Annotated in this window: 18 protein-coding genes; 14 read left to right on the forward strand and 4 right to left on the reverse strand. The window is 71.7% G+C overall.

Features of this window, described 5'->3' with window-relative positions; genetic code table 11:
- Window positions 1–454 precede the first annotated feature (454 nt).
- Window positions 455–628 carry a hypothetical protein gene (locus tag DMP15_RS17945; RefSeq protein WP_157818245.1) on the forward strand — a complete coding sequence of 58 codons (174 nt, stop codon included), beginning with the start codon at window positions 455–457 and terminating at the stop codon, window positions 626–628.
- 311 nt (window positions 629–939) lie between these two features.
- Complete coding sequence (locus tag DMP15_RS17950) at window positions 940–1,332, forward strand: hypothetical protein (protein ID WP_139282766.1); 393 nt, start codon at window positions 940–942, stop codon at window positions 1,330–1,332.
- A gap of 103 nt (window positions 1,333–1,435) precedes the next feature.
- Here the strand turns inward: DMP15_RS17950 and DMP15_RS17955 are convergent, their stop codons facing one another.
- The 4 genes from DMP15_RS17955 to DMP15_RS17970 all read right to left on the reverse strand — a co-directional run bounded on the left by DMP15_RS17955 (window position 1,436) and on the right by DMP15_RS17970 (window position 6,864).
- Entirely contained in the window at window positions 1,436–2,617 is a 1,182-nt protein-coding gene (locus DMP15_RS17955) for a DUF418 domain-containing protein (RefSeq protein ID WP_073575169.1), read from the reverse strand.
- 865 nt (window positions 2,618–3,482) lie between these two features.
- Window positions 3,483–4,481: a 4,5-dihydroxyphthalate decarboxylase gene (locus DMP15_RS17960; protein ID WP_073575170.1), complete on the reverse strand. Its 999-nt coding sequence runs from the start codon at window positions 4,479–4,481 to the stop codon at window positions 3,483–3,485.
- 168 nt (window positions 4,482–4,649) lie between these two features.
- Entirely contained in the window at window positions 4,650–5,162 is a 513-nt protein-coding gene (locus DMP15_RS17965) for a hypothetical protein (RefSeq protein ID WP_073575171.1), read from the reverse strand.
- Window positions 5,163–5,169: 7 nt separating this feature from the next.
- Window positions 5,170–6,864 carry a thiamine pyrophosphate-binding protein gene (locus DMP15_RS17970; RefSeq protein WP_179760118.1) on the reverse strand — a complete coding sequence of 565 codons (1,695 nt, stop codon included), beginning with the start codon at window positions 6,862–6,864 and terminating at the stop codon, window positions 5,170–5,172.
- A gap of 164 nt (window positions 6,865–7,028) precedes the next feature.
- Between DMP15_RS17970 and DMP15_RS17975 the strand changes: the two genes are divergently transcribed.
- The 12 genes from DMP15_RS17975 to DMP15_RS18030 all read left to right on the forward strand — a co-directional run bounded on the left by DMP15_RS17975 (window position 7,029) and on the right by DMP15_RS18030 (window position 18,946).
- The gene (locus DMP15_RS17975) at window positions 7,029–8,399 is read left to right on the forward strand and encodes an SLC13 family permease (RefSeq protein WP_073575173.1); all 1,371 of its coding nucleotides are present in this window, start codon (window positions 7,029–7,031) and stop codon (window positions 8,397–8,399) included.
- 80 nt (window positions 8,400–8,479) lie between these two features.
- Window positions 8,480–9,949: an aldehyde dehydrogenase family protein gene (locus DMP15_RS17980; protein ID WP_073575174.1), complete on the forward strand. Its 1,470-nt coding sequence runs from the start codon at window positions 8,480–8,482 to the stop codon at window positions 9,947–9,949.
- A 105-nt stretch (window positions 9,950–10,054) separates the two neighbouring features.
- Window positions 10,055–11,437 carry a Rieske 2Fe-2S domain-containing protein gene (locus DMP15_RS17985; protein WP_073575175.1) on the forward strand — a complete coding sequence of 461 codons (1,383 nt, stop codon included), beginning with the start codon at window positions 10,055–10,057 and terminating at the stop codon, window positions 11,435–11,437.
- Entirely contained in the window at window positions 11,434–12,042 is a 609-nt protein-coding gene (locus DMP15_RS17990; RefSeq protein WP_073575176.1) for a 3-phenylpropionate/cinnamic acid dioxygenase subunit beta, read from the forward strand. The genes DMP15_RS17985 and DMP15_RS17990 overlap by 4 nt, the downstream gene beginning before the upstream one ends.
- The gene (locus DMP15_RS17995) at window positions 12,039–12,374 is read left to right on the forward strand and encodes a hypothetical protein (RefSeq protein ID WP_179760123.1); all 336 of its coding nucleotides are present in this window, start codon (window positions 12,039–12,041) and stop codon (window positions 12,372–12,374) included. Before DMP15_RS17990 ends, DMP15_RS17995 begins: the two co-directional genes overlap by 4 nt.
- Entirely contained in the window at window positions 12,371–13,174 is an 804-nt protein-coding gene (hcaB, locus tag DMP15_RS18000) for a 3-(cis-5,6-dihydroxycyclohexa-1,3-dien-1-yl)propanoate dehydrogenase (protein ID WP_337826202.1), read from the forward strand. Before DMP15_RS17995 ends, hcaB begins: the two co-directional genes overlap by 4 nt.
- 32 nt (window positions 13,175–13,206) lie before the next feature.
- The gene (locus DMP15_RS18005; protein ID WP_010223632.1) at window positions 13,207–13,401 is read left to right on the forward strand and encodes a ferredoxin; all 195 of its coding nucleotides are present in this window, start codon (window positions 13,207–13,209) and stop codon (window positions 13,399–13,401) included.
- Window positions 13,401–14,645 carry an NAD(P)/FAD-dependent oxidoreductase gene (locus DMP15_RS18010; RefSeq protein WP_073575179.1) on the forward strand — a complete coding sequence of 415 codons (1,245 nt, stop codon included), beginning with the start codon at window positions 13,401–13,403 and terminating at the stop codon, window positions 14,643–14,645. The genes DMP15_RS18005 and DMP15_RS18010 overlap by 1 nt, the downstream gene beginning before the upstream one ends.
- Entirely contained in the window at window positions 14,642–15,370 is a 729-nt protein-coding gene (locus tag DMP15_RS18015) for a class II aldolase/adducin family protein (RefSeq protein WP_073575180.1), read from the forward strand. The genes DMP15_RS18010 and DMP15_RS18015 overlap by 4 nt, the downstream gene beginning before the upstream one ends.
- Window positions 15,371–15,456: 86 nt before the next feature.
- Window positions 15,457–16,248, forward strand: coding sequence for an IclR family transcriptional regulator (locus tag DMP15_RS18020; RefSeq protein WP_073575181.1), 792 nt, complete (start codon window positions 15,457–15,459; stop codon window positions 16,246–16,248).
- A 52-nt stretch (window positions 16,249–16,300) separates the two neighbouring features.
- On the forward strand, window positions 16,301–17,014 hold the full coding sequence (locus DMP15_RS18025; RefSeq protein ID WP_073575182.1) for a class II aldolase/adducin family protein: 714 nt from the start codon (window positions 16,301–16,303) through the stop codon (window positions 17,012–17,014).
- A 3-nt stretch (window positions 17,015–17,017) separates the two neighbouring features.
- The gene (locus tag DMP15_RS18030; protein WP_073575183.1) at window positions 17,018–18,946 is read left to right on the forward strand and encodes an FAD-dependent monooxygenase; all 1,929 of its coding nucleotides are present in this window, start codon (window positions 17,018–17,020) and stop codon (window positions 18,944–18,946) included.
- Window positions 18,947–18,968 lie beyond the last annotated feature (22 nt).

Consider the following 18,968-nt stretch of genomic DNA (forward strand, 5'->3'; position numbering starts at 1 on the left):
GGGCGGTGAGGTACGACCGCCGTGGGTCACAGATCCGAGATTCTCCATGGTCGGCTCCCAGCACAGGTCCGTCGCGCGCGGAGCGCTCCGGGCGGAACGGCGAGCTTGTACTCGACCCGGTGCCGTGCAGCTACCCGAATCGTCGCGGCCCACACCTCACGGCACGAGCCCAGGACCATCCGGGTTCCGCCCGGCCGCAACCCGGTACGTCTGGATCGCGCCCACCGCGACCTGATCGCCGCAGACCGGCGCACCGCGACCGTCGCCGAGATCGCCACGAGGTGGGTTCCGGTGACCCGTCGCGGTTCGCGGCCTACTACCGCGCCGCACACGTGGTGCCACCGAGCCGCACCCTGCGCGAACGTAGCCGAGGCCCGGAACCCGATCCTCCATGTCCGTCCCCGTGCGACTTCTCGCCCGCCGCGCCGCCTCGGCAGCGGCCACCACCGGAACAGTGACCACGGACCCCACCGTCGTCACCTCCGACGACAAGGCCGACCAGCGGCCGGCCGAGCCCGGCGGCGACCGCGACGGTATCCCGTTGCCATGGAGCCAGGAAGGCGCTGGGGCCGCCCCGCTGCACCACCGGTTCCTGCCGCGCCCCGGCACCTCGACCGGCGCCCGGTGACCGGATGCACCGCCGTTCTCGGCGATACTCCCCGCTGTCGCGGGTACAGGACGACGATGTGGACCAGGAGCCGGAAGCCCACGGGGAGCGAGCCCGTCAGCACGCCGCCCGGTCGGTCCGACGCCCGCGCCTGCGGTGCCCGGGCGGCACGAGACCGCCTCTCGCGTCGGTACAACGCCGGCCTGCATCGGAGCGCGACCCGGGATCACGACATGGACCGTCCTCCGGCTGTGGTGCGACGGTCCGGTCCGCCGCGTTCGGGATGTCTGCCGGAACCGACCTCGGCCGCAGGGACCCGGCGGTAGGCGACGATGGAAGACAAGCCGAATCCCGGCCGCAGGACGTACTGGGGCGCGCGATATACCCGCAGCTGGTTCACGATGCTCGTCGGGGCACCCCTGGCGGTTGGCATCTACCTGTCGATCCTGCAGAACACGTCGGCATGGCTGGTGCTCGCGCCGATCACCGTGGTGATCATCGCAGCGCTGTGGCTGGTGCCGGTGGCGGTCGTCTCCGACAGGGGCATCCGGTTCGTACTGTCGGGCACGGCCCTGCCCTGGTGCCGGGTGGCAGCGGTACTCGACCCACGTCCCGGGGACGAGGTGGTGCGGCTCGAGCTGATCGACGGGCGCGTCGTCAGGGTGCCTGGCGTGCCGCCGAGCGCAGCACCCTACCTCCGGACGCTGCGCTCCGGTGGGTCCTGAGCGCACGCGCCGCCACCCGCCGTCCGCTCCGCGTCGCGGTGCGGACTCGTACCGCCCGCAGCTCCGGAACACGCAGGGCTGCTGACGCGCCCTGCGCACGTGGTCAGGCAGTCGCCGGGCGTGGAGCAGCCCGCCCGGCGCCGTAGGTGAGGCGGCGCAGCAGGGCCTCGGCCGGCCCCCGCCGGCCCGCGCGATCCAGAGCAGCGGCGACGACCACGGTGGCCATCCAGGTGGCGACGGCGACCGCGGCAGCCGCGGCGGCGCCGAGCCGGCCGCCGAGGTCGAGCAACGCCGGCTCGGTGGCGACGAACCAGACCGGCGACTGCGCGATGTAGAACGTCATCGACCGGCGACCGCAGGCGACCAACGCGTTCGTGACCGGTCCGCGCCGCCGGCCGAGGCGGTCCGCCACGAGCGCGATCGCGGCCGTGAAGGCCAGCCCCCCGGCGATACCGGTCGCCGCGAACGTCGCCTCGGCCAGCACACCGGCCACGACCGAGTCCGGGGCCCACACACCCACCGCCTGCAGCGCGACCGGCTGCGCGCCCAGCACCGCCACCGGGAAACCGACCAGCACGATCCTGGTCAGGAGACGCCGGTAGCGGTCGGGTTGCTCGAGCAGCCGCATCCGGCCGGCCCAGACCCCGATCAGTACCGCGGGCGCGACGCTCACCCCGGCGAGGGGCAGCACCACGAGGGCAGACGTGCGCAGCACCGCGCTGTCGAGCAGGGTCGCCCCGACGGCCAGCGGAGCGTCCGCGGCGAACTGTTGCAGGGCAGTAGCAGACGCGACCCCGAACACGAGCGTGACCACGAACACCGTCCACAGCCGACGGCCCGACCAGGTCACCACACCGGCGAACAGCAGGGCGAACACGCCGTAGGAACCGATGATGTCACCGCTGTAGAGCAGGACGACGTGGGCGATGCCGAACACGACCAGCCAGGCACCGCGCCGGCGGATCAGCCGCCGCGCGTTCGCGGGGTCCCCGCCCGGGCCGGTCTGGCGCCGGGTCATCTGTACGAGGCCGTAGCCGAACAGGAGCCCGAACAGGGGCGCGGCCCGCCCGTCGACGACGGAGGTCAGGAGCCACTGCACGGCGACGTCCACCGGGCCGCCACCGGCAGGCCTGGCGAGCAGGTTCCCGCCCGCGTGCAGCATCCGGGAGTGGGCGAGGGCGATGAGCAGCAGCATCACCCCCCGCGCCAGATCCGGCGCCAGGAGGCGCTCCGAATCCGGTGTCGGGGAGACCCCACCGACCGCGGTCCGACGGGTTCGCGACATGGGACGCACGGTATTGATCTCATCCGATTCTGCGCATCGTTCCGGCGGAGGACCACGCCCCTACGAAGGGAGGAACGTCGTTCGCTCTTCGACCCACCTGTCATCGGCACACCGGGCCGGGTCCCGGTGCCGCGGTCCGTTCGAGCGTCGGGACGAAGGTCGGGGTGGTGGCCGGCCATGCCGGGGAGGCACGGGCCCGTTCGGGTCGCCGGTGCGGGCGAAGGCGGCCCAGTAGGCGATCATCTGCACGTCCAGCTGTTGCCGGCCGGTGCCGGTGTGGACGGTTGGCCGGGGAGGGCAAGGGTGCATACGACGTCGGAGCCGTGGGCCGCGGTCGGGCGGGACACCGTCTCACCGCTCAAGGTGGGTGCTGGGGATCGGAGAACAGGTAGGTCGAGACAGGTGCGGTACGGGCGTAGTCACGCTCCAGGCCGCCGTGGTCGACCAGGCCACGGAGTAGGAACACACCGGATCTCAGCCGACCCGCTCGCGGGTGTGAACTCGTGTCCAATCCGATGGCGTAGCGGGTGCTGCCGGCCAGCCCGAGCGCAGCGCTGAGAGAGACCCAGTTCGGATCGCGCATGGCCCCTCCATCTCGCGTCCCTCCTGCGGTACCGCGTCAGCGTTCGACTGAGCGCCACGGCGGACCTCCGGGCAGAGAGCCCTCGCCCACGCGAGCCGTCGAGCACAGCCCGACACGGCATGCACCATGCCCGCCGAGGTCCGGTGGGCACCACCTCGAGGGGGGTGTCCACGCCGTGCTGGCCGACTTCACCCTGCCGCCGCCCGGGCTGAACGGACCTACCCGAGCGGAGGCTCCACACCGGTCGTCTGCTCGATGGCCTCCACGAAGCGGCCACGCAGTTCAGATGACGTAGGCCTCGTGTGTCTCGGGCGCGAAGAGCTCAGCGGGGGCGAGCTGGCGGCCGGTCAGGCCCTGCTCGTATGCATAGCGAAGGAAAACGTCCAGCGTCCGGCGGTTCGCATCGAGGCCGTAGGGCCAGAAGTCCCGGCCCAGCAGCGTTCGGGTCCGCTCGACCTCGTCGTAGAGCCAGGGGACGGCGTAGGGGTTCGCCGCCGTTTCCGCCATGCGCGCCATCGAGAGCGACTTGGCCTGCTCGAACGCACTGAGCAGGGAACCGGCCAGCCAGGGCCGCGCCTCGTAGACGTCCCGCCGCAGGACCACGGTGTGCATGATCGGGAAGATCCCGGTGTCCCGGGCGTACTGCTCCTCGACCGCGCGGGGGTCGGCGAACAGGCGTCGCACCTCGGGCCGGCCCTCGAGCACCGGGCGTGGCGTGCGGGGTGCGTAGAGCGCGTCGATCTCACCGGTGACGAGCATGTCCACCAGCGTCCGGTCCGGAGCGATGGGTGCCACGTCGATCTCCGGCGGCAGGTCCAGGGCCTGCTTCTCGACCCGGCCCGGCGAGTGCATGCCACCGGTCCGGTACCGCACCGACGCCACCGGGACATCGTGCCGGTCGGCCAGGATCCCGCGGATCCACACCACGGCCGTCAGCTGGTACTCGGGCACGCCGACCGTGCGGCCGACCAGGTCCGACGGGTTCTCGATCCCACTGTCGCCGTTCACGTAGATGCCGTGGTGCCGAAACGATCGCGAGGGGAACGCCGGGATCGCGATCAGACCGCCGGCGTCCGGTGCGGCCGCGACTGCGGTCGCATAGGACCCCAGTGACATCTCTGCTGCGTCGAACTCCCGGTGCCGGAGCATCCTGAAGAAGGTCTCCTCGACCGGGAGGCTCAGATAGGTGAGGTCGACGCCGTCGGGCCGGACGGTGCCGTCGGCCAGCGCGCGGGTCCGGTCGTAGTCCCAGCAGGCCAGGGTGAGCGGGACGCGGCTCATCGGGGACCTCCGGGTCCGGGGCGCCCCGCGGCGCGTCGCCCGCTCGTCTCGCAGGTCATGTCTTCCTCGCAGATCATGTGCAGCTCCTTCGGGGGGCGGATCCGGGTCGGGCTCGTCGCCGTCGTTCGTGCGACTGCCGGAGTCGGTGAGCACCGCCGGGAGGGCGGGTCAACGACCGCACCGACGGAGCATCGCGTTGACCAGCGGAATGCCGACGTACACCGCCAGCGGGACGAGCACCATGCTGGTGACCAGGGACTGGGCGAGCACCGGCAACGTCGTCACGACCGGGCCGGCGGTGGCGGTGAACACCAAAGAGAACGGGAACAAGCCGGCCCAGACCACCACGGCCGTCCGCCACCGGGGCGGCGCACCGGAAGGCTGCGCCCGGCCGACGGTGACCGGGGCCGGTGCCCCGTCGGTGAGCAGGTCGGCGGCAGCCAGGCACCGGGCCCGCGAGGCGCTCGCCTCCCAGACGGCGAGCGTGGCCGCGCTGTCGAAGACCAACGCGACCGTGACGGCACCGTCGTCGTGGCGCTCGACCTGCGAGTCCAGGTGGCCGAGGACGCGGGAAGCCTCGGCGCCGAGCTCCGCCGCCCAGGCGTGGAGCTGCTCGTGACGCCCGGGCAGAGGCCGGCGGGTGGCCGACACCGTCACCGGGAGCCGCAGCGTCTCCGACACGGCGGACTCAGCGGGCTGCCGGGGGCAGCAGCCCGGGCGGCAGCCCGTACATCTGGTCCTGGACGACGTCCACGATCGCCGGTCCGTCCTGGGCCAGGGCCTTCTCCAGCGCCGGGCCGAGCTCGTCGTCGGCCGTCACCCGTACGCCGTAACCGCCCAGGGACCGGGCGAATTCGGCCAGGTCGGGATTGCCGTAGAAGACCCCGAGATAGCGCCCGGCATGCGCCGCCCGCTGCCGGTCGCGGGTGTTGCCGTAGGCGCTGTTGTTCATCACGACGTTGACGACCGGGATCGACTCCCGGACACAGGTCTCGAAGTCCTGGGCGACCATCCAGAAGCTGCCGTCCCCGCTGACCGCGACCACGCGCTGGCCGGGGCGGGCCAGCGCCAGCCCCATCGCGGCGGGAAGGCCCCACGCCATCGCCCCGCCCGCAGAGCCGAAGAACGACCCGGGGCGGTGCAGGCGCAGGTAGCGGTGGCTCCACGGGCCGAAGCTGGGCGCGTCCTGCACGAGCAGGACGCCGTCGGTGTCGGCGATCCCTTGCAGGGCGGACACCGCGGCCACACTGCTCACGCCCCCGGCGGGATCGTCGTCGGCCAGCGCGGGCGAGGAGAGGGAGGACGCCCGTTCGTACGACTCCCGCAGAGCACTGCGGCGATCGGCGCGGCGCGCGGCCAGGTCCGGTGCAGTCCCGTCCACAGCCTCGGTCAGCGCCCGGGCGGCGAGCGCGGCGTCGGCCACGATGCCCACCTCCGGCAGGTACACCCGCCCGAGCTCCTCCGGGTCGACGTCGACGTGGACCAGCCGGGTGTCCGACGACACCAGGGTCCACCGCTTGGTCGTGAACTCGGAGAACCGGCAGCCCAGCGCGACCAGTACGTCGGCGTCGCGGACCACGTCCTCGGTCACCGAGTGCGCGCCGTAGCCCAGCGCACCGAGGAACGCGGGATGGTCGTGCGGGACGGAGCCCTGCCGCAGCCATGTCGTGAGCAGCGGAGCTCCGAGCCGGTCGGCGAGCTCGAGCACGGCGGCCGGGTCCCCGCCACCACCACCGCCGACCAGCACCACGGGGCGCTCCGCGTCGCGCAGGAGCGCGACCGCGTCCCGCACCGCCGCGGGAGCCGGGCCCGGCGGGTGGTTCCGTGAGCGCACGGCCGGGCGGACAGCGTCGTCCACGACGTCCTGCAACACGTCCAGCGGCAGCGACACCACGACAGGTCCCGGGCGGCCACCGACGGCCGTGCGGACGGCACGTTGCAGCAGCTCCGGTACCCGTTCCGCCTGATGGATCTCGACGGCCCACTTGCTCATCGGCCGGAACGTGGCGACGACGTCGGACTCCTCGAACGCGCGGCGCTCCACGACCCCGGCAGACACCTGCCCGACCAGCAGCACCAGCGGCACCGACTCGTCGTAGGCGTTCTGCACGGCGATCGCGGCGTTGGCCGCTCCAGGGCCACGGGAGACGAGACAGACCCCGACCCCCGCACCGGACCGGGACACACCATCGGCCAGGAACCCCGCCACCTGCTCGTGACGGGTCGAGACGAACCGGACGGCCTGCTGGCGGGCCAGACTGTCGATCAGGTCCATGACCGTCGTCCCCGGCACCCCGGCGACCAGGTCGACCCCCTCTGCAGCCAGGCACTCGACGACGAGGTCCGCCCCCGTCCGAGCCGTGGCCCCGTCCTCGATCTCCATGGATCCCCCTGTCGCCGGGCTTCCCGTGTGTATTGACACAGTCGTGAGTTTGGCAGAAAGTCCTTCTGCATCACAGAGGAAGTTTCCTTCCTGCGGCGAACAACCTCGAAGGGCGGGACCGTGCCGTCCCGGTCGCCGCGCGACCCACCGTCGGCGGGAGAGCCGTGTCCATCCACGTCATCGGCGTCGTGGCCCTCGTACTCGTGTTCATCGTGGGCACAGTCCGACCGGTCAACATCGGCGCACTCGCACTGATCGCGACATTCCTCGTCGGCACCCTCGTCGTCGGCGAGAGCCCCGACGAGGCGATCGCGGGATTCCCCCCCGATCTGTTCGTCCTGCTGGTCGGGGTGACCTACCTGTTCGGCCTGGCCGCGGTGAACGGGACCCTGGAGTGGCTGGTCGATCGAGCCATCGGGCTGGTGGGCGACCGCCCCGTCCTGGTCCCGTGGCTGATCTTCGCCTTCTCCGCGATCCCGACCACGGCAGGCGCACTCGGCCCGGCAGGCGTCGCCATGCTGGCCCCGCTGTGCATGCGCCTGGGTGAGCGCTACGGGATCGACCGCCGGATGGCGGCGTTGATGGTCATGCACGGCTCGTGCCTCGGGAACTTCTCGCCGCTCAACGGCCTTGCGGTCATCGTCCGCCAGACCGCCGAGAACAACGGACTCCAGGTCTCCGCCGCCGAACTCTTCCTCGGCAACGCGGCGTACAACATCATGCTGGCCGTCGTGATCTACCTCTGCTTCGGCGGTCGTGACCTGCTGCGCCGGCGTCACGAGCAGGCGACGAGCGTCGCTGCGCTCGTCCGCGCGGGCAGCGCCGGGACGCATGTGGCCGATGGCGATGCGACGAGCAGCGCGGTCGACGCCGGGCACGGCGGGGCGGCCTCGGGCACGACCTCCACGAGGCCGTCCTTGGACGTCCCGGATCGCACCCGGCTGCGCCTGGACCAGATGGTGACGATCGTCGTCATCGTCGCCGTCGCCGTCGGTGCCCTCGTCCTCGACCTGGAGATCGGGTTCCTGGCCCTGATCGCGGCGGCGCTGCTGCACCTGACGTTCCCGTCCCGTTTCCAGCTGGCCGACAAGCGGATCGTGTGGTCGGTGGTGCTGCTCATCTGCGGCATCGTGACCTTCGTCGGGGCACTGCAGCGCTACGGCACGGTCGACGTGATCGGCGGCGGGATCGCCGCGCTGGGTGCGCCGCTGCTCACCGCGTACCTGCTCTGCCTGGTGGGCGCGTTCACGTCCGCGTTCGGCTCCAGCGCCGGTCTGCTGGGAGTCCTCATCCCGCTCGCGGTGCCGTTCCTCGTCCAGGGCGAGGTCGGTGTGACCGGAATGATCATCGCGCTGTCGATCTCCGCGACCGTCGTCGACTCCACCCCCTTCTCCTCGGTCGGAGCACTGACCCTGGCCACCGCGCCGGAGCAGGAGCGGCGGCCGTTGTTCCGCACGATGCTCGGCTGGGGCGCGGCGATGGTGGTGACGGCACCGGTGATCACGTGGCTCCTGTTCGTCCTGCCCACGAGCTGAGCCGACCCGGGGAGACACCTCCTCCTGCCGCACGTCGGCGACGACACGCCGCCGGCTCGTTCTTCCGGAAGGACTCACCCATGACCGTGTCCGACACCCCTCGCGCCGTCGTCGACGGCCGTTTCGAGGTTCTCCTGGGCGGTCGGCCGCTGGGCGGTACGGCCCGCTACGAGGTGGAGGACCCGACGACCGGCGGCATCCTGACCGACGCCCCGGACTGCTCGGTCGAGGAGGTGGACCGGATCGTGGTGGCCGCCGCCGGGGCACAGCGCGCCTGGGGATCGCTCCCGCCGAGGGCGCGCGCGGCGACGGTGCGCGAGTTCGCGGCTCTACTGCGGGCACACACCGACGAACTCGCCACCCTCGACGCGGTCGATGCCGGGTTCCCGCTGCCGGTCATGCGGGCCGACGTCGATGCGGCGGCGACCCTGCTCGAGATCATGGCCGACCACGCCCTGGCCCTGGGTGGGGCGACCTACCCGCTGTCGCAGAACCTGCACTACAGCCTGCAGGAACCCTACGGGGTGGTGGGCCGGATCGTCCCGTTCAACCATCCGCTGTTCTTCGCCGCCGGGAAGGTCGCCGCTCCCCTGGTCGCCGGTAACGCCGTCGTCCTCAAGGCTCCCGACCAGGCGCCGTTGTCCTCGCTCCGAATGGCCGAGCTCGCCGCCGAGGTGTTCGGGCCCGACCTGTGCGCCGTCGTGTCGGGTCGTGGCGCGGTCAGCGGACGGGCGCTGGTCAAACACTCCTTGATCCGCAGGATCGGCTTCATCGGGGCACCCGACACCGGGCGGCTCATCCAGCGCGAGGCCGCGGAGTCCGGCGTGAAGTACGTGACCCTGGAACTCGGCGGTAAGAACGCCCTGGTCGTCATGCCCGACGCCGACCTCGACGCGGCGGCGGCGAGCGCCGTCTCCGGGATGAACTTCACCGCCACCGCCGGACAGTCCTGCGGATCGACCAGCCGGCTGCTGCTGCACGAGTCGATCGCGGACGAGGTTCTGGCCTCCGTGGTCGAGCAGGTGCGCGCCGTCCGGGTCGGGCACCCGCTGACCGACGGGACCCAGATGGGCCCTGTGATCGACCGCAGGCAGTACGACAAGACGCTCGGTGCGATCCACGCCGCGACCGATGCCGGCGCCGAGGTGGTCGCCGGTGGCGGGCGCCCCGACACCGTCGGCGAGCAGGGCTGGTACGTCGCTCCGACCGTGCTCACCCACATGGCACCGGACAACCCCGCCGCCATGGAGGAGATCTTCGGCCCGGTGCTCTCGGTGCTCACGTTCGCCGAAGAGGCCGAAGCGGTCGAGATCGCCAACCGCACCGACTACGGCCTCACCGCCGGGGTGTGGACGAGCGATGTCACCCGCGCGCACCGGATGGCCGGGCGACTGCAGGCCGGCTACGTCTGGATCAACGGCAGCTCCCGCCACTACTGGGGACTCCCCTTCGGCGGGACGAAGTCCTCCGGCGTCGGGCGTGAGGAGTCCGTCGAGGAACTGCTGTCCTACAGCGAGACCAAGGCCGTGACAGTCGCTCTGCAGGGCTGAACCCGGTTGACGCACCCAGAGCAAGTTGCTCTACTGAACAGAGATGGACTCTTCTAAGCAGAACACGCACCGGGGCGGCCCACGGGCGCCCGAGGGGACGGATCGATGACCGACCAGACCGACGTTCTCGACGCCGTGCGTCGCGGGATGATCCCCGCGCACGTCTACAACGACCGGGAGATCTTCGAACTCGAGAAGGAGCGCGTCTTCTCCCGAGCGTGGGTCTTCGTCGGGCACGAGTCCGAGATCGCCCGGCCCGGCGACTACGTGGTCCGCAGGGTGCTGGAGGACTCGTTCATCGTCACCCGGGACGAGCAGGGCGAGATCCGCGCGCACTTCAACATGTGTCTGCACCGGGGCATGCAGGTCTGCCGCGCCGAGATGGGGAACGCCTCACACTTCCGCTGCCCCTATCACGGCTGGTCCTACCGCAACGACGGCCGGATCGTCGGCCTGCCGTTCCACCAGGACGCCTACGGCGGCGAGGCAGGCTTCAAGCGCAAGGGTCAGCGGCTGCTGCCGGCCCCGAACCTGGCCACCTACAACGGCATGATCTTCCTCAGCATGGACCCGCAGGCTCCTCCGCTGGAGGAGTTCCTCGGTGACTTCCGGTTCTACCTGGACTACTACACCAAGCAGAGCGCCAGCGGCATCGAGCTGCGCGGCCCGCAGCGGTGGCGGGTCAAGGCGAACTGGAAGATCGGCGCGGAGAACTTCGCCGGCGACATGTACCACACCCCGCAGACCCACACCTCGGTCGTGGAGATCGGCCTGTTCCGCGAGCCCAAGGCGGAGAAGCGCAAGGACGGCGCCACCTATTGGGCCGGGGCCGGCGGCGGGACGACCTACAAGCTCCCGCCGGGCACCCTGGACGAGCGGCTGCGCTACGTCGGCTACCCCCAGGAGATGGTCGACCGGATGACGCAGCAGTGGTCGCAGGATCAGCGTGATCTCGTCGGCACCGACGGCTTCATGATCAGCGCGGCGTCGATCTACCCGAACCTGTCGTTCGTGCACAACTGGCCCCGGGTGGCCGAGTCGGACGACGTGCTGCCGTTCATCTCGATCCGGCAGTGGCAGCCGATCAGTGAGGACGAGACCGAGGTGCTGTCCTGGTTCGCGGTCGACGCCGAGGCCCCGGAGGAGTTCAAGGCGTTGTCCTACAAGGCCTATCTGATGTGCTTCGGCTCGACCGGCATGTTCGAGCAGGACGACGTGGAGAACTGGGTCTCGCTCACCAACACCGCCGCCGGCTCGATGGCACGGCGGCTCCAGCTCAACAGCCGGATGGGGATCCTCGAGGACGACACCGAGGTCGTCCCCCAGCTGACGCCCGAGCAGTTCCACGGCCCGGGCTCGGCCCACACGGGCTACAGCGAGTACAACCAGCGGGCACTGCTGCATCGCTGGGCCGACGATCTGGCGACCCCACAGGCGACCGCCGGCACCCTGACCGTCGGTGAGCCTGAGGCGGTGACCCCGGCATGAACAACCCGACCACGACCGCACCGACCGGTCCCGGGACGCATTCGTCGCGGTCCGCCCTCGGCGGGCACGCCTCCCGCGTGCAGCGCACCGGGACCACCATCGGCTTCGGCGACGAGCGCCACCTGACGGCCCACCAGTGGCTGGTCGACGAGGCGTGGCTGCTCGACGCCCAGGCCTACAGCGAGTGGCTCGACCTGCTCACCGACGACATCCACTACCTGATGCCGGTACGGGTCACCACCGCCCTGGGCGCCGGTTACGACACCTCGCCGGGCATGGCCCACTTCGACGAGGACAAGTACTCGCTCTCGCGCCGGGTGGCCCGGTTCCTCACCGAGCACGCCTGGACCGAGGACCCCCCGTCGCGGCTGCGCCACCACCTGAGCAACGTGCGCACGTTCGCCGCCGACGACCCCGATCACCTGGTGGTGGAGTCGGCGACGCTGCTGTTCCGCAACCGGGGCGACGTCCGCGAGGGTTCGTTCGTCTCCGCCGGGCGCGAGGATCTGCTGCGCTCCACACCCGAGGGCTGGAAGCTGGCCCGCCGCACGATCCTGGTCGACGACTCGGTCATGCGGATGCAGAACCTGGCGATCTTCCTGTGACGCTGGGGTGGGAGGGCGAGCAGGCCGACGCGCGGGCCGCGCGCCGGGCCGCGTCCGAGCACGCCGAGCTGCTGGAGAACGCCGCCGGCGAGCCGATCACGGTGGCGAACGAGTTCGCCGAGGTCCGGGTGCGTCTGGTCCGCACCCGCAACGGGGCGCGGCTGCTGGTCGAGTCGCCCAAGTCCGGGCAGTGGGTCACCCTGTGCCCGCTCGAGCTCGAGTCGCTGACCTGGCAGAACACCGCCACGTTCTCCGCGATGATCGGCACCCCGTTCGCCCCGTTGATCCCCGACGAGGACACACCGCCCGCACCGAGCGGGGTCGACTCGTGACCGGGTGGCTGGCGGGCAGGCGCGCCCTGGTCGTCGGGGCCGGGTCGGGCATCGGCCGCGCGGTCGTCGACGTGTTCCGGGCCGAGGGCGCCCGGGTCGCGGTCCTCGAACGGGACGCCGAGAAGTCGGCCGCCCTCGCGGCGGCCCGACCCGAGGTGCCGGTCACCGTCGGCGACGCGACGACCCGCCACGACAACGACCGTGCCGTCGCAGCCGCGGTGGAGGCCTTCGGTGGGCTGGACGTCCTGGTCAACTGCGTCGGGGTGTTCGACTTCTACCGCAGCATCACCGAGCTCGACGCCGACGTCCTGGACACCGCCTTCGACGAGATGTTCCGGACCAACGTCCTGAGCCACCTGCACTCGGTGAAGGCGGCGCTGGGTCACCTGCAGGAGTCCGGACGCGGGGTCGTGCTGCTCACCGAGTCGACCTCGTCCTACTCCCCCGGCCGCGGCGGGGTCCTCTACATGTCCTCCAAGTTCGCCGTCCGCGGACTGGTCACCGCCCTCGCCCACGACCTGGCGCCCGAGGTACGGGTCAACGGCGTCGCGCCCGGCGGCACGGTGGGCACCGACCTGCGCGGACTGCCGAGCCTGGGCACCGCCGACCGCAGCCTCGGTGACACCCCCGGCCGGGAGCAGGAGCTGGCCGCCCGGGTGCCGCTGCAGGTGGCGCTGTCCGGCGAGGACCACGCCTGGAGCTATGTCTTCCTCGCCTCCGAACGCGCGCGCGGCATCACCGGCGGCGTCGTGCACCCCGACGGCGGAACCGGCGTCTCCGCGCCGCGAAAGCGTTCGTGACGAACCCGACCCACCCCACAGAGAGGACCACCATGGCCCGGCTACTGGCCGACGTCGAGGCATGCCAGGGATACGGCAACTGCATCACCGGCGCCCCGGACGTCTACGACATCGACGACGACGGCAAGGTCGTGCTGCTCCGGACGGAGATCGCCGACGAGGACCGCCCGCGGGTGCAGGAAGCGGCCCGCAGCTGCCCGGTCGACGCGCTGGGCATCGAGGACTGATGGACCGGACCACCGGCACCGTCGTCGTGGTCGGCAGCTCCGTCGGCGGCGTACGCACCGCGCAGGCGATGCGCACCGAAGGATTCACCGGCCGGATCGTGCTGGTGGGGCAGGAGGCCGACCTCCCCTACGACAAGCCGCCGCTGTCCAAGCAGCTGTTGGCCGGTACGTGGGACACCGACCGGATCACGCTGCTCGGCACCGCGGCCGCCGAGGCGGCCGGCATCGAGCTGCGGTTGGGCGTCGGCGCGGCGCGGCTCGACGTCGCCGGCCGGCGTATCGAGCTCGCCGACGGCACGGCGCTGGGCTACGACGCCGTCGTCCTCGCCACCGGAGCCGACGCCCGGCCCTCCCCGTGGGTCGCCGGATCCGGGGTGCACGTGCTCCGTTCGCTCGCCGACGCCACTGCGCTGCGCCGTGATCTCGGCGCGCAGGGCCCCGTGGTCGTCGTCGGCGGCGGTTTCATCGGGGCCGAGGTGGCCGCGACCGCCCGCGCACTGGGCCGGGAGGTGACCGTCGTCGATCCGCTGCCGGCTCCGATCGGCCGGGTGATCGGCGACGCCGTGGCGGAGCACGTCACCACGCTGCACCACCGGCACGACGTCGCCACCCGCTTCGGGGTGGGCGTGGAGGACGTGCGCGGGCGGCCCGGAGACCTGCGGGTACGGCTCACCGACGGCACCGAGCTCGACGCGGCCACGGTGGTGGTCGGGATCGGCGCGATCCCGAACGATGCCTGGCTGCAGGACTCCGGCCTGCTGGTCGACGACGGCGTCGTCTGCGACGAGCACGGCCGCGCACCGGGATCCCCCGACGTGTACGCGGTGGGCGACGTGGCCCGCTGGTACCACCCGGGCCTCGAGAAGCACCGGCGCGTCGAGCACTGGACCAACGCCGTCGAGCAGGCCGCCGTCGTCGCGCACAACCTTGTGCACCCCGACGACCTCCGCGCACACCGCCCGGTCGAGTACGTGTGGAGCGACCAGTACGACTGGCGGATCCAGATCGTCGGACGGCCGGGCGCCGCGACCCGGCACGAGCTGCTCGGCGACCTCGACGGCGCGCAGGCGCGCGGCGCCGCGGTCTACACCGACGACAGCGGCCTGCTGTGCGGTGCGGTCACGGTGAACTGGCCGAAGGCGCTGGTCGTCTGCCGCAGGCTGATGGGCACTGCCGCGACGTTCGACGACGCCGTGGCCCAGCTCGCCGGGCTCCCGGCCCGCCGCGCGGCGAGCACGTCGTGACCGACCCGAGCACGGAGCTGGCCCCGCTCCGCCGGCAGGTCGCCGACGCCTGCCGGGTCCTGGCCGCTCGCGACCTGGCCCCCGGCTATCTCGGACACATCAGCCTGCGGATCGACGAACGCCGGCTGCTGGTGCGCTGCCGGGGACCGCAGGAGCGCGGGCTCGCCTGGACCACGGCGCAGGACGTGCACCTGGTCACGCTCGACGGCGAGCCGGGCACCCCGGACGAGCTGCAGGGGTGGGACCCTCCGAACGAGCTGCCGCTGCACGCCGAGGTCCTCCGGACCCGGCCCGAGGTCACAGCCGTCGTACACGCACACCCGGAGATGGTGGTCGCAGCCGACCTCGCCGGGCTGGGTATCCGCCCGATCATCGGCGCGTTCGACATGCCCGGCACGAAGCTGGCCCACGCGGGTGTACCGGTGTATCCCCGCGCGGTACTGATCCGCAACCGCACACTGGCCGCGGAGATGCTGGCCGCCATGGGCAGCTGCCCGGTGGTGCTGCTGCGGGGGCACGGTCTGACCAGCGCCGGCGCCGGCGTGCCGGAGGCGGTACTGAACGCGGTGTCGGTGGAACGGATCGCGCGGCTGTCCCTGACCGTCGTCTCGGCCGGCGGGCGGCTGCGGGACCTGCCCGAGGCCGACATGGCCGAGCTGCCCGATCTCGGCGGCTCGTTCAACCATGACACGGCCTGGCGGCACGAGCTCGCACGGTTGGCCTGACATGAGCGAACACCGGAGTTCGGACCCGGCCACCACCCATGCCGAGTGCGACTCTCTGCACAGCAGACATCGCGTAGGGTCGTGCCATGGACGGAGTCGAGGGCTTTCCGCCCTCACCGGAGTACGGCGAGTCGCCGCGGTATCCGATCGAGTCGGTCGACAACGCGTTGCGGATCCTGCTGCTGCTCGGCGAGCGACCGCGGCTGCGGCTCACCGACGTCAGCCAGTATCTCGACGTCGCCTCCTCGACCGCGCACCGATTGCTGATGATGCTGCAGTATCGCGGGTTCGTGCGGCAGGAGCCCAGCACCCGCGGCTACATCCCGGGGCCGACGCTGGACGGGCTCGCCTTCGGCGTCCTCCGGCGGCTCGATGTACGCACCCGCGCGCGGCCGGTGCTGGAGAGGCTCAACGCCGACCTGAACGAGACGGTGCACCTGGGCCGGCTCGAGGGCAGCGACGTGCATTTCATCGATTCGATCGAGAGCGGCCGGGCGCTGCGCGTCGGGGGCCGGCTGGGCCGGACGATGCCGGCGCACTGCACGTCCAACGGCAAAGCGATGCTGGCCACCCTCACCGAGGCGGACCTGTTCCGGATCTACCCCGACGAGGAGCTGACCCGCCTGACCCCCAACTCCGTGGGGACCCGCACCGACCTGGTGCGCGAGCTCGCCGAGGTTCGCAGCCAAGGTTTCGCGACCAGCCAGGAGGAGAGCGAGGAGGGCGTGAGCTCCCTCGCCGTCGCGCTGTCCTCCGGCCCGACGCCGCTGGCCGTGACGGCCTCCGCCCCGGTCAGCCGGATGACGGCCGGTACCCGCGAAACCGTCCTCGCGCAGCTGCTCGCCGCAGCCGAGGAGATCGACAAGCTCCTGCTCTGACGCTCCACATCGTGGGGCGAAAGACGTCCACACGATCGGAGACCGCACCCGCATGACCATCGAGTCCGTAACCCCGGCGACGACCGACCTCCGCCAGCTGGTGGCCACGTCGTGCCGGGTGCTCGCCGCCACCGGCCACCACGACCTGATCTGGGGGCACGCCTCGGTCCGCGACCCGCACGGCCGCGGCGTCTGGCTCAAGACCGCGGAGTGGGGGCTCGACGAGGTCACGCCGGAGCGGGTGCACCTGGTCGCCCCGTCCGGAACGGTGCTCGAGGGCGACGGCGCACGGCACAGTGAGTACCCGATCCACACCGAGATCATGGCGGCCCGCCCGGACGTCGGCGCGGTCGTGCACACGCACCCACCACATGCCGTCGCCCTGGCCGCCAGCGGGCAGGACCTGCGCCCGGTCAGCCACGCGGCCAACTACTTCGTTCCACCGGCGGTCCCGCGCTTCACCGATACCGCGGACCTCGTCCTCACCCCGGACCTGGGCCGATCGGTCGCGCTCACACTCGGCGACGCCCGGGCGGTGTTCCTGGTCAACCACGGCATCGTGGCCGTCGGTGCAACGCTGCCGGCGGCCACCGTCGCCGCGGTGCTGCTCGAGCAGGCGTGCGAGCAGCAGCTGCGCACGCACGCCGCCGGTGGATGGCCGACCTGGTCGCCGCCCGAGGAGTCGCTGGCCAAGCGGGACCACATCTACAACGACCGCGCCGTGCAGGCAGCCTGGGACTACCTCGTGCGCCGGTGGGGAGGCTGAGCCATGCAGTTCCATCTCGACGGCTACCGGACAGGCGATCCCCTCGTCGAGGACGCGCACCCGTCGGTACGGGAGCGGCCGTCCGGCCTGCCGGACGAGACCGACGTGTTGATCGTCGGCTGCGGTCCCGCCGGTCTCGTCCTGGCGGCGCAGCTGGCCAACTTCCCCGACATCCGGACGGTGGTGGTCGACCGCAAGGACGGCCCCCTCGAGGTCGGACAGGCCGACGGGGTCGCCTGCCGCACCGTCGAGATGTTCGAGGCGTTCGGCCTGGCCAACCGCTTGATCGACGAGGCGTACCGGGTCAACGAGGTCAGCTTCTGGCGTCCGGACCCGGAGGACCGGTCCCGGATCGTGCGCGCCGGTCGTGTCGACGACGTCGAAGAGGGCCTCTCCGAGATGCCGCACGTGATCGTCAACCAGGCCCGGATGCTCGCCCACCTGCGCGAGCACATGGAGCGGTCGGCGAGCCGGACGACACCGTTCTACGGCCTGCAGGCCGGCGACATCGATATCGACACCAGCGGCTCGTCCGACCACCCGGTCACCGTCGAGCTCGTGCACCTCGAGGGCTTGCAGCCGACCGGTGAGTCCTCGACGATCCGGGCCAGGTACGTGGTCGGCTGCGACGGATCGCGCAGCGGTACCCGCCAGGCGATCGGCCGCAGCCTGGTCGGCGATCCGATGAACCAGTCCTGGGGCGTCCTCGACGTCCTGGCGGTGACCGATTTCCCCGATATCCGCCTCAAGTGCGCCGTCCACTCCGCCAACGACGGCAACATCCTGATCATCCCACGGGAGGGCGGCTACCTGGTCCGGCTCTACATCGAGCTCGACAACGTCCGCGACCGGGACATGCTCCGGAACCAGGACGCCACCCCGGAGAAGCTCACCGCCGTGGCGAACCGGATCCTGCACCCGTACACCCTCGAGGTGCACGACGTCGGGTGGTGGGCGGTCTACGCGATCGGCCAGCGCCTGTGCGACAAGTTCGACGACGTCCCCGCCGGCGAGACCGACACCCGCCTGCCGCGGGTGTTCATCGCCGGCGACGCCTGCCACACCCACAGCGCCAAGGCCGGGCAGGGCATGAACGTGTCGATGGCCGACACATGGAACCTCGGCTGGAAGCTGGGCTCGGTGCTCCGCGGAACGGCCCGACCCGAGGTCCTGCACACCTACAGCCAGGAGCGCCAGGAGGTCGCCCAGGAGCTCATCGACTTCGACCGCGAGTTCGCCGCGATGTTCAGCGCCCGCCCCTCGGAGTCCGACGCTGCCGACGGGGACGGCGTCGACCCCGCCACGTTCCAGCAGTACTTCCGCGACCAGGGACGCTTCACCGCGGGCGTCGCCGTCCGCTACCCACCGTCGATGATCACCGCGGCCGGGTCGTCCCAGCACCTCGCCCCCGGGTTCCCGGTCGGGATGCGGTTCCACTCCGCCCCCGTCGTCCGGCTGGCCGACGCCGCACCGATGCACCTCGGACACGTCGCCCGGGCCGACGGCGCCTGGCGCCTCTACCTCTTCGCCGACCGGGCGGATCCCGCCGCCACCCGTTCCGCGCTCCGGCAGCTGTGCGAGGTCCTCGGCTCGGACCGGTCGGCACTGACGCGGTTCACCCCCGCAGGCACCGAGCCGGACTCCGTGATCGATGTCCGGGCCGTGTTCCAGCAGCACCACCGCGACCTGGCCCTTGACCGGATGCCTGCGGTCCTGTTGCCCCGCAAGGGCAGGTTCGGCCTGGTCGACTACGAGAAGATGTTCTGCCCGGACCCCGCCGAGGACGACGTCTTCGACATCCGGGGCGTGGACCGCGAGACCGGATGCATGGTTCTCGTCCGCCCGGACCACTACGTCGCGCACGTACTCCCCCTGCACGGACACGAGGAACTGACCGATTTCCTGTCCGGAGTCCTGCTACCGGCGCGATGAGCTCCGATCACCCCTCACCCGG

This window comes from Pseudonocardia sp. UM4_GMWB1, assembly GCF_017312155.1.
Lineage (GTDB): Bacteria > Actinomycetota > Actinomycetes > Mycobacteriales > Pseudonocardiaceae > Pseudonocardia > Pseudonocardia alni.